12 protein-coding genes and 1 riboswitch are annotated in these 13,081 nt (G+C 72.4%); of the genes, 4 read left to right on the top strand and 8 right to left on the bottom strand.

Annotation, left to right across the window (positions count from 1 at the left end; all coding sequences use genetic code 11):
• Positions 1-44 precede the first annotated feature (44 nt).
• The 4 genes from ACSMHG_RS09280 to ACSMHG_RS09265 all read left to right on the top strand — a co-directional run bounded on the left by ACSMHG_RS09280 (position 45) and on the right by ACSMHG_RS09265 (position 4,016).
• Complete coding sequence (locus ACSMHG_RS09280; protein WP_435744003.1) at positions 45-251, top strand: hypothetical protein; 207 nt, start codon at positions 45-47, stop codon at positions 249-251.
• 148 nt (positions 252-399) lie between these two features.
• Positions 400-566: riboswitch (cyclic di-AMP (ydaO/yuaA leader) on the top strand.
• Positions 567-578: 12 nt separating this feature from the next.
• The gene (locus tag ACSMHG_RS09275) at positions 579-1,568 is read left to right on the top strand and encodes a C40 family peptidase (RefSeq protein ID WP_435744001.1); all 990 of its coding nucleotides are present in this window, start codon (positions 579-581) and stop codon (positions 1,566-1,568) included.
• A 40-nt stretch (positions 1,569-1,608) separates the two neighbouring features.
• Positions 1,609-2,787 carry a hypothetical protein gene (locus ACSMHG_RS09270; protein WP_435743998.1) on the top strand — a complete coding sequence of 393 codons (1,179 nt, stop codon included), beginning with the start codon at positions 1,609-1,611 and terminating at the stop codon, positions 2,785-2,787.
• The gene (locus ACSMHG_RS09265) at positions 2,784-4,016 is read left to right on the top strand and encodes a M48 family metalloprotease (protein WP_435743995.1); all 1,233 of its coding nucleotides are present in this window, start codon (positions 2,784-2,786) and stop codon (positions 4,014-4,016) included. Before ACSMHG_RS09270 ends, ACSMHG_RS09265 begins: the two co-directional genes overlap by 4 nt.
• 40 nt (positions 4,017-4,056) lie before the next feature.
• Here ACSMHG_RS09265 and ACSMHG_RS09260 read toward each other — a convergent pair whose 3' ends face one another.
• The 8 genes from ACSMHG_RS09260 to cpaB form a co-directional block, all read right to left on the bottom strand.
• Positions 4,057-4,272, bottom strand: a complete 216-nt coding sequence (locus ACSMHG_RS09260; RefSeq protein WP_435743993.1) for a Flp family type IVb pilin — start codon at positions 4,270-4,272, stop codon at positions 4,057-4,059.
• A gap of 179 nt (positions 4,273-4,451) precedes the next feature.
• Positions 4,452-5,105 carry a response regulator gene (locus tag ACSMHG_RS09255; RefSeq protein WP_435743991.1) on the bottom strand — a complete coding sequence of 218 codons (654 nt, stop codon included), beginning with the start codon at positions 5,103-5,105 and terminating at the stop codon, positions 4,452-4,454.
• Positions 5,102-6,670: a sensor histidine kinase gene (locus ACSMHG_RS09250; protein ID WP_435743989.1), complete on the bottom strand. Its 1,569-nt coding sequence runs from the start codon at positions 6,668-6,670 to the stop codon at positions 5,102-5,104. The genes ACSMHG_RS09255 and ACSMHG_RS09250 overlap by 4 nt, the downstream gene beginning before the upstream one ends.
• Positions 6,667-7,593 (bottom strand): type II secretion system F family protein, encoded by a 927-nt coding sequence (locus ACSMHG_RS09245; protein ID WP_435743986.1) that lies wholly within the window; start codon positions 7,591-7,593, stop codon positions 6,667-6,669. Before ACSMHG_RS09245 ends, ACSMHG_RS09250 begins: the two co-directional genes overlap by 4 nt.
• A 1-nt stretch (position 7,594) precedes the next feature.
• Positions 7,595-9,502: a type II secretion system F family protein gene (locus ACSMHG_RS09240; RefSeq protein WP_435743983.1), complete on the bottom strand. Its 1,908-nt coding sequence runs from the start codon at positions 9,500-9,502 to the stop codon at positions 7,595-7,597.
• Entirely contained in the window at positions 9,502-11,025 is a 1,524-nt protein-coding gene (locus tag ACSMHG_RS09235) for a TadA family conjugal transfer-associated ATPase (protein WP_435743981.1), read from the bottom strand. Before ACSMHG_RS09235 ends, ACSMHG_RS09240 begins: the two co-directional genes overlap by 1 nt.
• Before the next feature lie 4 nt (positions 11,026-11,029).
• The gene (locus tag ACSMHG_RS09230; protein WP_435743978.1) at positions 11,030-12,229 is read right to left on the bottom strand and encodes a CpaE/TadZ family protein; all 1,200 of its coding nucleotides are present in this window, start codon (positions 12,227-12,229) and stop codon (positions 11,030-11,032) included.
• 6 nt (positions 12,230-12,235) lie between these two features.
• Positions 12,236-12,976, bottom strand: a complete 741-nt coding sequence (gene cpaB, locus ACSMHG_RS09225) for a Flp pilus assembly protein CpaB (protein ID WP_435743976.1) — start codon at positions 12,974-12,976, stop codon at positions 12,236-12,238.
• Positions 12,977-13,081 lie beyond the last annotated feature (105 nt).

Raw genomic sequence — 13,081 nt, 5'->3', positions numbered from 1 at the left:
GTCCATTCAAGCCGTTGTCGGTGCGCTCTGTGATGGTCTTCGACATGACGACACGGATCGACTGCGACACCTGCGTGGTCCGCGGGCTGGCCTGCCACGACTGCGTGGTGACGGTGCTGCTCGGACCCCCGCCCGAGCTGACCTTCGACGACGACGAGCGGCGGGCGCTGGACGTGCTGGCCGGGAGCGGCCTGGTGCCGCCGCTGCGCCTCGTGCGACCGGTGGACGGCTACGACGCGGAGTCCGCCTGAGCCGGTCGCCGGGCACAGGGCGGGGCGGTGTGCCCGAGATCTCCGGGGACGAACCGGAGAAGTTTGGCCGCCGGCCCGGGCGACGACTAACCTGCTGCCTCAGGCGCTCGTCGCAGTGGACCACCCGGTTCGCGCGGGCGTCGCGTCGAGTTCCGACCCGCCTCGGTGGGCCGGGAGCCGGGGAACCACCGGCGCCGCCCGCGGCGCCACTGGGGTGAATCACCCGCGAGACGTCGCAGTGCGGCGGGGAGCGGGCGTAGGGCCTGTCGTGCCCGAACCCGTCAGCTCACCCGGTAGGCGTACGACACACGAGGAGACCGCCCGCCCGTGCTCAACGGCCGCAAGCGCATCGTCACCACCCTCACCGGGCTCACCCTCGTCGGCGCCATCGGCCTCGGCCCCTCCGGACCCGCCCAGGCCGAGCCGGACATCGACGACGTCCAGGCACGCGTCGAGCGGCTCTACCACCAGGCCGAGCAGGCCTCCGAGCGCTACAACGACGCGCGGATCGAGCTGCGTGAGCTCAACCGGGACCTGCGTTCGCTGGCGGCCGACGAGGACCGCCAGGACGACCGCCTCGAAGCCGTGCGCGAGCAGGTCGAGCGCTCCGTCGTCCGCCAGTACCAGGGCCAGAGCCTCTCCGCGGTCGGCCAGGTCCTCGTCTCCGAGGACCCCCAGGGCTTCCTCGCCGAGCTCTCGACCATGTCCGCCTTCGACGACCTGCAGAACCAGATGTTCGGCGACTACACCACCGAGCTGAAGGCCCTCGACATCCGGCGCCGGGCCACCGAGCAGCGCGCCGACGAGGTGGCCGACGTCGAGCAGCAGCTCGCCGACGAGAAGGCCACGATCGAGGCGAAGCTGCGAGAGGCCGAGTCCCTCCTCGGCCGGCTTGAGGAGGAGGAGCGCCAGGCGCTCGTCTCGCGCTCCACCACCCGCGACCCGGCGCCCGCCGACGTGCCCGCCTCCGGACGGGCCGCCGCCGCCGTCGCCTACGCGATGGCGCAGGTCGGCGACGCCTACGTCTACGGCGCCGCCGGCCCGAACGCCTTCGACTGCTCCGGCCTCACGATGATGGCCTGGGCGCAGGCCGGCGTCGCACTGCCGCACTCCTCCAGCGCCCAGTTCGCCTCCGGCGCCCGCGTCTCCGAGAGCGACCTCCAGCCCGGCGACCTGGTCTTCTACTACAGCCCGATCAGCCACGTGGGCATGTACATCGGCAACGGGATGATCGCCCACGCCGCCAACCCCGGCACGGGGGTCAACGTCGCCGGCCTCCACTCGATGCCGTACGTCGGCGCGGTGCGCCCTGGCTGAGCCCAGCACGGCCCGCGAGGCCGGCCACCCACGTCGCTGGGTGGCCGGCCTCGTGGCGTTCACGCTGGCTGCGGTGGCTCTCGTCGGCTGGTACGTCGGGCGTGACGACGCATACGTCGCCACGCCCGGTGGCAGGGGCCCGGAGGCCCTCGGGCGCGCGTCGGTCACCAGCGCCCTCGAGCGGCTGGAGGACGCCGTGACGGACCGCGACGTGGCGGCGGTCGGCGACCTGGGCGACGAGGAGCTGCTGGAGGCGGTGGTCCGCAACGCCGACCGGCTGGAGGTGGCCGACTTCTCGCTCCGGTACGTCGACGACGTCGCGCCCACGGAGGACGGGGCACTGGTCGCCGTCGAGGCGACCTGGCGGTTCGAGGGCTTCGACGAGCGGCCGGCCAGCACCGAGGTCGAGGTCCGGCTGGCCGCCGACGGCACGGAGGCCGACGTCGTCGACATCGGCGGCGGCTCGGGCCGGACCCCGTTGTGGCTCGACGGCCCCGTCGGCGTGCGCCGCTCGCCCGGCGTGCTCGTGCTGGGGGACCCCGACGCGGACCTCGACGCGGTGGCCGCTCGGGCCCGGGCCGCGGTGCCGGTCGTCCGCGACGTCCTCGAGGACTGGAGCCCGAGCCTCGTCGTCGAGGTCCCGTCCAGCGGAGGGGCGCTCGACCGGTCGCTGGGCGCCGAGCAGGAGCAGTACGCAGCCATCGCCGCCGTCACTGCCGCGCCGGACGGCTCCGTGGCGCCGGACGCGCCGCTGCACGTCTACGTCAACCCCGACGTCCTCGGCTCGCTGCGCCCGCAGGGTGCCCAGGTGGTGATCAGCCACGAGGCCACCCACGTGGCCACGCGTGCGCCGCTGAGCGACCTGCCGCTGTGGCTGCTCGAGGGGTTCGCCGACTACGTCGCCCTCGCGGGCGTCGACCTGCCGCTCTCGACCACGGCCGGCCAGGTGGTCGAGCAGGTCCGCGAGGACGGCCTCCCGACGGCTCTGCCAGGTCCGGCGGAGTTCGACACCGGCGACGCGCACCTGGGCGCGGCCTACGAGGCCGCCTGGCTCGCCACCGTCGTCCTCGCCGACCGGGTCGGGGAGGGCGGCCTCGTGCGGTTCTACCGGCTCGCGGAGCGGCGCGGCGTCGACGACGCCCTCCGAGCGGTCGCCGGATGGACCGAGGCCCAGCTCGTGGAGGCGTGGCGGCAGCGCCTGTCAGACTTGGCGGCGTGACACCCGCCGCCCGCCGTACCGCCTGGGTGATGGTGGTCGGCGGCGGCCTCCTCCTCGTCGCGCTGGCCTGGTGGCTGGTGCCGTGGGACCCGGTGCCCGGTGGGCCGGTCGAGCCGGTGCGCGCTGAGGACTACTTCACCGCCGACCACCTGGCCCGCGCGGAGGAGTACTCGCGGTGGGCCCGGCTGTGGAGCTGGTCGTCGCTCGCGGTCTCGATCGCGGTGGCGTGCTGGCTCGGCTTCAGCCGCCGCGGCCGGGCCTGGGCGGAGCGTGCGCCGGGACCGTGGTGGGTCCAGGTCGTCGTGCTCGTCGTGGCCGTCGAGCTCACCCGACGACTGGTCACCCTGCCGTTCGCCCTCGCCCTGGAGGACCATCGGCGCGACCACGGCCTCTCGACCCGGTCGTGGGCCGGCTTCGCGGCGGACCTGGTGCGCAGCGAGCTGCTCGGCATCGTCGTGATGTCGCTCGTGCTGCTGGTCGTCGTCGGGCTGGCCCGGCGCCTGCCGCGGGTGTGGCCCGCGGTGGTCGGGGGAGCGCTGGCGGTGCTGGTGGTGCTGGGCTCGTTCGTCTACCCCGTCGTGGTCGAGCCGGCCTTCCACGACTTCACCCCGCTGGCGGACGGGCCCCTCAAGGACGGCGTCATCGAGCTTGCCGACGAGATGGGCGTCGAGGTCGAGCAGGTGCTGGTCGCCGACGCGTCACGTCGCACGTCGACGCTCAACGCCTACGTCTCGGGCTTCGGCTCGACGCACCGGGTCGTCCTCTACGACACCCTGGTCGAGGACGTGCCGACCGACCAGGTGCTCTCCGTCGTGGCGCACGAGCTGGCCCACGCCGCGAACGACGACGTCCTGGTCGGCACCGCGCTCGGCGCGGTGGGGGCGCTGGTCGCCGTCGGGGCCCTGGGGCTCTGCGCCGGCGGGCTGGCGCGTCGGGGCTTCCCGGGGGCCGATCGGGCGGCCGTGGTGCCGGCCGCGCTGGCGCTCGTCGCGGTGGCGTCGTTCCTGGCGCTGCCTGTGCAGAACGGGATCAGCCGGCAGGTCGAGACGCGGGCGGACGTGGAGGCGCTCGAGGCCAGCGGCGAGGCGGACTCGTTCGTCAGCATGCAGGTCCAGCTGGCGACACGATCGCTCGCCGACGTGTCCCCGCCGACGGTCTCCGGTCTCTTGTTCGCCAGCCATCCCAGCTCGCTTGCCCGGCTCGCCGTGGCTTTTCATGTGCGGGGATGACGAAGGCCCCGGGGTATCCCGGGGCCTTCGACAGGTGGAATCAGGAGGAGCAGGTAGACGGGCCGGACGTCTTGGCAGCGACCGTCGTGCAGGTCTCGGTGAACGCCTCCTTGACGACCGGGCCGAGGGCGAAGACGGCGACGACGATGAGGGCGGCGATGCCGGCGATGAGCAGGCCGTACTCGACGGCGGAGGCGCCGCGCTCCTCCATCTGGGCGAGGCGGGCGTTGAGCAGGGTGCGCAGGTAGTCGACCATGATTGGTTCTCCTTGAGGACGTGACGGGGGTGGTTCTCCGGCGTGAGGCCGAAGAACCTCACAAGGAAAATCTTCCCGCAGTCACGCCTTTACCGGGCCGGAATCCCGTGTCGACCTGCATAGCCCGTTCGGACTACCCCGTCCCGGCGGCAGTCGTGACCCAGGTGGGCGTCGGCCCGTCAGGAGTCGGCGGGCTTGACGCTCGAGAGCAGCCCGATCCGCATGGCGGTGACCAGGGCCTGCGCCCGGTTCGCGGCGCCGAGCTTCTGGTAGATCTTCGCGATGTGCGACTTGGCGGTCGACTCGCTGAGGTAGAGCTTCTCGCCGATCTGCGCGGCGCCGAGGCCGTCGGCGAGGAGCAGGAGCACCTCGTGCTCGCGGTCGGAGAGCTTGGTGGACTCCGTGGCCTGCCGCCGCATCATCGCGCCCACCAGCCCGGTGCAGATGAAGGAGCGGGGCGAGACCGCGGCGTGCCGGGCGGCCTTGACGACCTCGCTCGACGGGGCGTCCTTGCCGACGAAGCCGGAGGCGCCGGCCTGCATGGCGGCGAAGATCTGGTCGTCCCCGGAGTGCATGGTCAGCACGATCAGGCCGGTGGTGTCGGAGGTCTTGCGGACGGCGCGGACGATGTCGAGGCCGGTGCCGTCCTGCAGCTGCAGGTCGGTGACGACGACGTCGGGGGAGAGCTCGTCGTACTTGCGCAGCGCCTCGGCGACCGTGGCGGCCACGCCGACGATGGACATGTCCTGCTCCATGTCGAGGACTCCGGAGAGCCCGTCGCGGATCAGCTGGTGGTCGTCGACCAGGAGGACGCGGGTGTGTCGATCGCTCATGCCTTCACCTTCTCGGGTTCCAGGTCGACCCCGGACGGGAGGTCGGTACCCACCGCCACGGTGACCATGAGGCCGCCGTCGGGGGAGGGGTCGATGGCCAGCCTGCCACCGATGAGCGTGGCGCGCTCGTGCATGATCTTCAGCCCGTGCGAGTCGCTCCGGGGAGCCTGCATCCCCCGCCCGTCGTCGGAGACCGTGATGATCGCCCGCGGGGCGTGCACCCGGCAGTGCACGTCGATGACCGACGCCTGCGCGTGCTTGATCGCGTTGTTCATCGCCTCCTGGGTGATCCGGAACAGCTCCGCCTCCACCTCCGGGCGCAGCCGCGTGGTGTGCTCCTCGAGCGTGACCTGGATCGGCACCCCCGACACCTCGCTGAGGTTCCGCGCGACGGAGCTGATCGCGGCACCGAGGCTCGGGCTCTCGCCGATGCTGGTGCGCAGGGTCAGCACCGACTGCCGGACCTCGCCCACGACCTCGGACACGCGGTCGCGCAGCATGCCGATCCGCTCGGCCTGCTCGGGCGAGGACGGCTGGGCGGCGAGGGCGTCGACGAGGTAGCCGAGGGAGGCGATGTCCTGGGCCACGCCGTCATGCATCTCGCGCGCCAGCCGGCGACGCTCGTCGGCGGTGGCGGCGTCGCGGAAGGAGGAGAACAGCAGGGCGGTGTCGAGGTGGACCGCACTCGGCGCCAGCCGCCGCTGGAGCTCGAGGATCCTGCTGGACAGGTCCAGCCGCGCGGGGTCGAGGCGGTCGGAGAGGATGCCCGCGACGACGGCGGCGTCGTCGAGCGGGATGGCGAAGGCCCCTCCGGCGACGACCGGCTCCCGGTTGGCCCACGCCTGGCGGGCGATCCCCTCGCAGTCGGAGCCGTCGGCGACCTCGAGGTTCTTCTCCACCAGGGGGGTCAGCTCCGGGCCCCGGGGCACGTACAGCACCAGGGCCGTGGTCGGCAGCTCGTCGCGTACGGTGCTGACGATGGCGCCGCCGAGGGCCGCCGGGTCGAGCCCGGAGCTCAAGCCCCCGGAGAGGTCGATCAGCTGCCGCAGCAGCGTCTGGGCGTAGTGGTAGGGGGCGAGCGGGTCCGCGGACCGCTCGATCGCCGAGTGCAGGAAGGTGGCGATGAAGCCGAGGCCGAGGCCGGTGATGCTCCAGGTGAACATGCCGATCGCCTGGTCGGCGTGCAGCCCCTCGTAGGCGAAGACGGACACACCGACGAAGGTGACCAGCTGCGCCGACATGGCCAGGACCACGCCGTGGATGCCCCGGTGCAGGCCGGCGGTGAAGGGCGGGACGGCCAGGGCGGCGAGGATAACGAGAACGTCCTGGGAGGTCAGGCCGCAGGCCAGGCCGACGACGACCGCGTCGAAGGTGGTGGCGACGAACGTCGAGACGCTCGGCCGGAACTCCGCGAGCTGGACCACGGCCCAGGTCGAGCCGATGGCCAGCAGGGCCAGCAGCAGGGTGACGTCGCGGGTGACGACGACCGGGACGAGGAGGGCGAGCAGGACGAAGCCGCGCGCCGCCAGGGTGAGGCGTGCGAACGGCAGGTCCGGAATGGTCACCCCATGTTCTCCATGATGGAGATCACGGCTGGTCCCATGACCGCGATGAAGAGGCAGGGCAGGATGCAGAAGATCAGCGGGACGGTGATCTTCACCGGCACCTGCTGGGCCTTGTGCTCGGCGCGCTGCCGCCGTTTGACCCGCATCTCGCCGGACTGCACCCGCAGCACCTGGCCGATGGGGATGCCGAAGGAGTCGGCCTGCACCATGGCGCCCACGAAACCCTTGAGGTCGTCGACGTTCGTGCGGTCGCCCAGCGCGCGCAGCGCGGCGGCACGGCCCTGCCCGATCTGCATCTCCCTCAGTACCCGGGAGAACTCCTCGGCCAACGGGCCCTCGGTGTTTCGTGCCACCTGCTGCAGCGCGGCGTCGAAGCCGAGGCCGGACTCCACGCTGATCGTCATCAGGTCGATCGCGTCGGCCAGCTCGCGCTGCATGCGCTCGGTGCGGTCGTAGGTCTTCTGGTACAGGTACAGGTCCGGGGCGAAGAATCCCGCGACCAGGCCGCCGGCCACCATCAGGATCTTCATGGGCAGGCCCACGCCGAGCAGCAGGCTGAATGCCAGCCCGACGGCGGCCAGCGCCAGGGCGCCGATGACCTTGCCGGAGACCACCCGGTCGACCGACCAGTCCCGCGGGTTGCCCGCGAAGTCGAGCTTCCGGCGGATGCGCTCGGCGGAGTCGGCCCCGGTCAGGCGACGTCCCACCTTCAGCGCCCGGGCCTGGAGCGGCTCGAGCACCCGCTCGGCGAACGGGCGGTCGAGCTCGTCGCGGAGCTCCTTCGGCGCGATCGAGATCGCCTGGATCGCCGCGAGCGAGCGGGCGACCCCGGAGGTGGCCGACTCGGCCGGCGCCAGCGCGGTCGCGAGGAGGACGAGGGCGACGACGACGAGGACGACGCCGAGGATCAACAGCAGCGTCATCTCACACCTCCACCTTGACCAGCTTGCTCATCCAGAACACGCCCACGCTGAGGATGACCCCCGCGCCGATGAGCATCAGTATGCCCAGCGGCTCGGTGAACATCACGATGACGTAGTCGCGCTGCGTGAAGAAGAGGTACAGCATGAACAGCGGCGGCAGCCCGCCGAGGACCCATGCGGACAGCTTCCCCTCGGCGGCGAGCGCCGCGACCTGGCGGCGCAGGTACTCCCGCTCACGCATGGTCGCACCGACCGTGTCGAGCAGCTCGCCGAGGTTGCCGCCGACCTGGCGCTGGATCTTGATCGCCATGACGACCCACTCGAAGTCCTTGGAGTCGAACCGCTCGGCGACGCCCTCGAGGGCGTCCTCCAGGGGGATGCCGAGCCGGGTCTCGACGAGCACGCGCTTGAACTCGGTGGAGACGGGGTCGCTGCCCTCCCGGACGATGGTGTCGACCGACTGGGCGAGGGACAGTCCGGCGGCGAGCGAGCCGGACATGAGCTGCAGGGTGTCCGGGAGGAGCGCGTTGAACTTCTTGCGCCTCCGCGACCGCCGCAGTCCGAGGTAGACCCACGGCCCGACCGCGCCCAGCGCGGTGAAGAGCAGGCCGATGACGAGGTTGCCGCCACCCAGCAGCAGCCCGACCAGACCGGCGGCGACGAGGATCGCCGCGTGCACGAGCAGCCACTCCGCGGACTTCAGCTCGCTGCCGGCAGCCTCGAGACGGTGGGTGATCCGGGCGTCGACGGACTTGTTGCGTCGCAACACGTTCGCCGCGGCGTCCTTGGCATGGGTGAGCGCCTGGTCGGTGTCGACCTTAGGGCCGGCGGGCGCGCCGCCGGCCTTGCTGCGTGCGGTGTACTCGGCGAGCCGCTCGAGCGGGTCCGGGCGGCCGGCGGGTGCCGGCACCAGCAGCACGGCGCCCGCGAGCAGACCGAGACCGAGGGTGCCGACCCCGGCGTACATCACCCAGTCCGGTGGCACCCAGCCGGCGTTGTCGACGACGGCCGGAGCCGCGGTCGGGGCGGACGGGACGGAGTCCTGCACGGTGGTGAAGGCGCGGGCGACGACCGGCCCGGCCCCGGTGGGCAGCGTGACCTCGACGCTGGCCTCGGTGGTGGTGACGCCGTCGGGGACCGACGTGCTCACGGCGACCTGGCGGGCCAGCGCGTCGGCCTCGGCCGAGAACGTCTCGGCCAGTGCCGTGCGGCTCGCCTCCACGACCCGTCCGGAGGCGGCGCCGGCCAGCTCACCCAGCGACGCGAGCGCCTCCTCGCGCTGCTCGAGCGCGACCACGTCGAGCAGCACGCCCGAGTCGGCCACCGCCGCGGTGACCTCCTCCAGCGGCGTTCCGGAGGTGTCCGCGCCGTCGGAGAGCACCAGCAGCGTGCGCTGGCCCTCGGCACCGGCCATGTCCACCGCGGCGAGGACGCCGTCGTACAGCCTGGTCCGGCGGCTCAGCTCGAGCGAGCGGATGACGTCGCGCGCCGCTCCGCGGTCGGTGGTCGGTGCGAGCGCCTCCTCGACGTCGCTGTCGAAGGTGACGATGCCGAGCTCGACGTCCTCCGGCAGGGTCCGGGCGAAGGTGAGCGCCGCCATCTTCGCCGACCCGAACCGGTCGCCGCGCATGGAGTTGCTCGTGTCGATCGCCAGCACCGCGGTGCGCTGCACGGCGGTGGACGTCCCGGCGGGGACGGCGGTCGCCGGGGCCTCCCGGCCCGCGATCGTGACGGTCACCCCGTCCAGGTCGACGTCGGCACCGGCGGGGACGGAGACGAGGACCTGGAGGCCCTCCTCGGTGGTCTCGACGTGCGCGACCGACCCGTCCGCGGCGGACGCGGCGGTGGGCGCCAGGACGGCGAGCAGCGCCGCGCCCAGGGCGAGCAGCAGGACGACCAGGCGGCGCATCAGATCCGGTCCGTCACGAACAGCATCGGGTCGACCGTGACGTTGGCGTAGGCCATCTTCTCGAGGAACTTCGGCCGCAGCCCGGTCGCGCGCAGCCGGCCCAGCGTCCGGCCCTCGGCGTCGAAGCCCGCCGTGTTGTCGAAGACGAAGATGTCCTGCAGCGTGATGACGTCGCCCTCCATCCGCTCCACCTCGGTGAGGTGGGTGATCCGACGCGAGCCGTCCTTGAACCGGGTCTGGTGGACGATGAGGTCCACCGCGGAGGCGACCTGCTCCCGGATGGCGCGCACCGGCAGGTCCATGCCGGCCATCAGCACCATCGTCTCCATGCGCGAGAGCGTGTCGCGCGGACCGTTGGAGTGCAGGGTGCAGATGGAGCCGTCGTGGCCGGTGTTCATCGCCTGGAGCATGTCGAGGGCGGAGGCGTCGCGGACCTCGCCGACGATGACCCGGTCGGGTCGCATGCGCAGGCTGTTCTTGACCAGGTCGCGGATCGAGATGGCGCCCTTGCCCTCGATGTTCGCGGGCCGCGACTCCAGGCGGACGACGTGGTCCTGCTTGAGCTGGAGCTCGGCGGCGTCCTCGATGGTGACGATCCGCTCGTCGTCCGGGATGAACGACGACAGCACGTTCAGGGTGGTCGTCTTGCCGGCGCCGGTGCTGCCCGAGACGATGATGTTCAGCCGGCCACGCACGCAGGCGTCGAGGAAGTCACGGGTCTGCGGCGTGAGGGAGCCGAACTTGACGAGGTCCTCGGCGGTGAGGGGGTCGGTGGCGAACTTGCGGATGGTGAGCGCGGAGCCGTCGACCGCGAGCGGCGGGACGACGGCGTTGACGCGGCTGCCGTCGGGGAGCCGGGCATCGACCATCGGGCTCGACTCGTCGACCCGGCGACCGATCCTGGAGACGATCTTGTCGATGGTCCGCCGCAGGTGGGCCTCGTCGACGAAGTGGGCGTCGACCGGCGTGAGGCGGCCGTTCTTCTCCAGCCAGATCGAGTCGTAGCCGTTGACCATGACCTCGGAGACGTCGGGGTCCCGCAGGAACGGCTGGATCGGCCCGTACCCGAGGATGTCGTCGCTGATCTCCTGGGTCACCCGGGCCCGGTCGCCGCTGCTCAGCGGCCGGTCCTGCGAGGAGATGACGTCGGCCAGGACCGTGCGGACCCGCTGGTCGAGCTCGTCCTGGTCCATCTCGGAGTCGTAGAGGTGGGGGCCCAGCTGCTGGAGCAGCTCGGCGTGGACGCTGCCCTTGAGCTCCTCGATCCGGTCGGTCTGCGAGCCGCCGAGCGTACGGCGGACCGGGGCGTCGGCCTTCTTGCGGGCGTTCGTCGTGGTCGGGGCGGCGTCCGCGGGCGGGGCGATCACCACCGTGTCGACGGTCCCGGAGCCGGCGGCACGGGCATCGGTCGGGACGTCGGCGCGGTGCTCGCCCGACCCGGTCGCGGGGTCCTGGGGCGGGGTCGGACCGTCGGCCGGGGCGGCGCGGCGGGCGGCGGCGATGCGGTCGGAAAGAGAGGTCATGGCGTCATCTCCGGAGGCGGAACCGGCGGGCGACCCGGTCGCTCTCGGTCGTCTCGACAGCGGTCTGGTCAGGGGTCGAGGCGGACGTCGGTGCCGCGACCGAGTCGCCCGCGAGGTGGGCGGCCAGCTCGCGGATCGCGGTGCTCGACTGGTGGGTGGGCTTCTCCAGCACGATCGGCGTGCCGGAGTTGGTGGCCGCGGCGATGTCGATCGAGCTCTCGACCCGGGCGGCGACGCCCATGCCGAGGATCGCCTCGACCTTGTCCGGCCCGATCCCGACCGCGTCGTCGGCCCGGTTCAGCAGCAGGTGCCGGTGGTCCTGGGCGATGTTGAGCATCTCCATCGTCTCCAGCGCGACCTTGACGTTCTTCAGCGTGGGCACATCGAGCGTGGCGACGATCACGCACTCGTCGGTCTCGTCGAGCGCCGTGAGCGTCTGCTCGTCGAAGGCGGGCGCGGTGTCGACGACGATGTAGTCGTAGTTCTCCCGCAGCGTCCGCAGCACCCGGGTGACCAGCTGTGCGCTCACCCGCTCCCGGACGTCGGGGTGGGGCGGCGCCGCCAGCACCATCAGCGACTCGTGGTGCCGGGTGAGCAGCCCCTCGAGCATGGCCACGTCGAGGCTGTCCTCCGCGCCCACGGCCTGCTCGATCGAGTGGGTCGGGAAGAGCTGCATGGTGATGGCGACGTCGCCGAAGGCGAGGTCCAGGTCGACGAGGCAGACCTTGCGCGCGCCCCGGTCGGTGAGGGCCAGCGCCAGGTTCACCGCCATGGTGGTCTTGCCGACGCCGCCCTTGGGGGAGAAGACGGTGACGACCTTGCCGACGTGTGCGGCGCCGGAGGGGCCCCGCAGCGCCACGTGCAGCTGGTAGGCACGGGCGACCGCGGCCTCGACGGCCGGCAGGTCCTCGGTCTGCGCCACGTCCCGGGCGCCGGCCTTCATGGCGCTCGTCAGGGTGGCCGTGTCGAGGGTGCCGCGGACCAGCACGACGCTCACGGTCGGCCGGGTGGTCCGCAGCGACTCGCAGACGCCGACGGCCTCCTCCAGCGAGACGTGCGGGCCGAGCACCACGACGTACTCGTCGCTGTGCTGGGTCAGCCAGGCCAGCATCCGGTCGACGGACCCGACTCCCTGGGCGCCGGTGGGCAGAGCCGCGAGCAGGGAGGCGAGGGTCTCGTTCTCGGGATCGACGACGACGGGCACGTCGACCTACCCGAAGAGGTTCTGGGTGGTGACGCCGGGCCCGCGCCGGACGGTGGTGTCCTCGCCGACCAGCGCGAACGCGAGCTCGCCGTTGCCCTGGGCGAACATGACCCGCTCGGCGTCGTCCTGGCTCAACGCCAGGGTGATGAGCGTGCGCGGGAGCTGCTCCACCGTCTGCTGACCCGTCTGGTCCGTGGTGGTGGTCGACACCGGGGTCGTCGAGCCGACGGCGAGCACCGTGGCCTTGGGCAGCAGCAGCCGGGTGAACGGTTGGCCGGTCGTCGGCTCGCTGCCGTTGAAGAACACGGCGACCTCGGACCCGGGGTTGACGAAGCCGGCGACCCGCGCGGTGTCGGTGAGGTTGACCGTGGCGGTGACCTGGCCCTTCTGCAGCTGCAGGCCGGTGTCGGCGGAGACCGCCGTGGCGCCGCCGAACTTCGACGGGATCAGCTGCTCGCCCGGGTAGATCGGCACGAGCGCGAGCTGGCCCTCGATGGTGGACGTCTCGGTGAGCGCGCCGGGCAGCAGCTGGTCCTGCGCGACGGGCTGGAGGACCACCTTGCCGCCCGCCAGCGCGTCCTCGATCGACTCGCCCTTGGCGATCGGCGTGGTCACGCGCAGCACGTCCGTGGTCTCGAAGCGCTCCTGCGCGCGGGTGTCGGCTCCGCGCACGTAGAGGAACACCAGCACCACACCGAACGTCGCGACCAGCGCGGCGGCGATGAGGAGGATCCTTCGTCGGTCCATCAACAGGTTCCCGTCTGTGGGGACCGTCGGTTGCTCCCCCGGCGGCCCGGCCAATTCCCATGCGGCCGCGGCCGGTCTTCCCTCCCGAGCCGGTCGCAGCGGACT

The sequence above is a fragment of the Nocardioides ureilyticus genome, from assembly GCF_051280745.1.
In the GTDB taxonomy this organism is placed as follows: Bacteria; Actinomycetota; Actinomycetes; order Propionibacteriales; family Nocardioidaceae; genus Nocardioides.
Note: the sequence above shows the minus strand (reverse complement) of the source record. Positions and strands in the feature narration are given on the sequence as shown.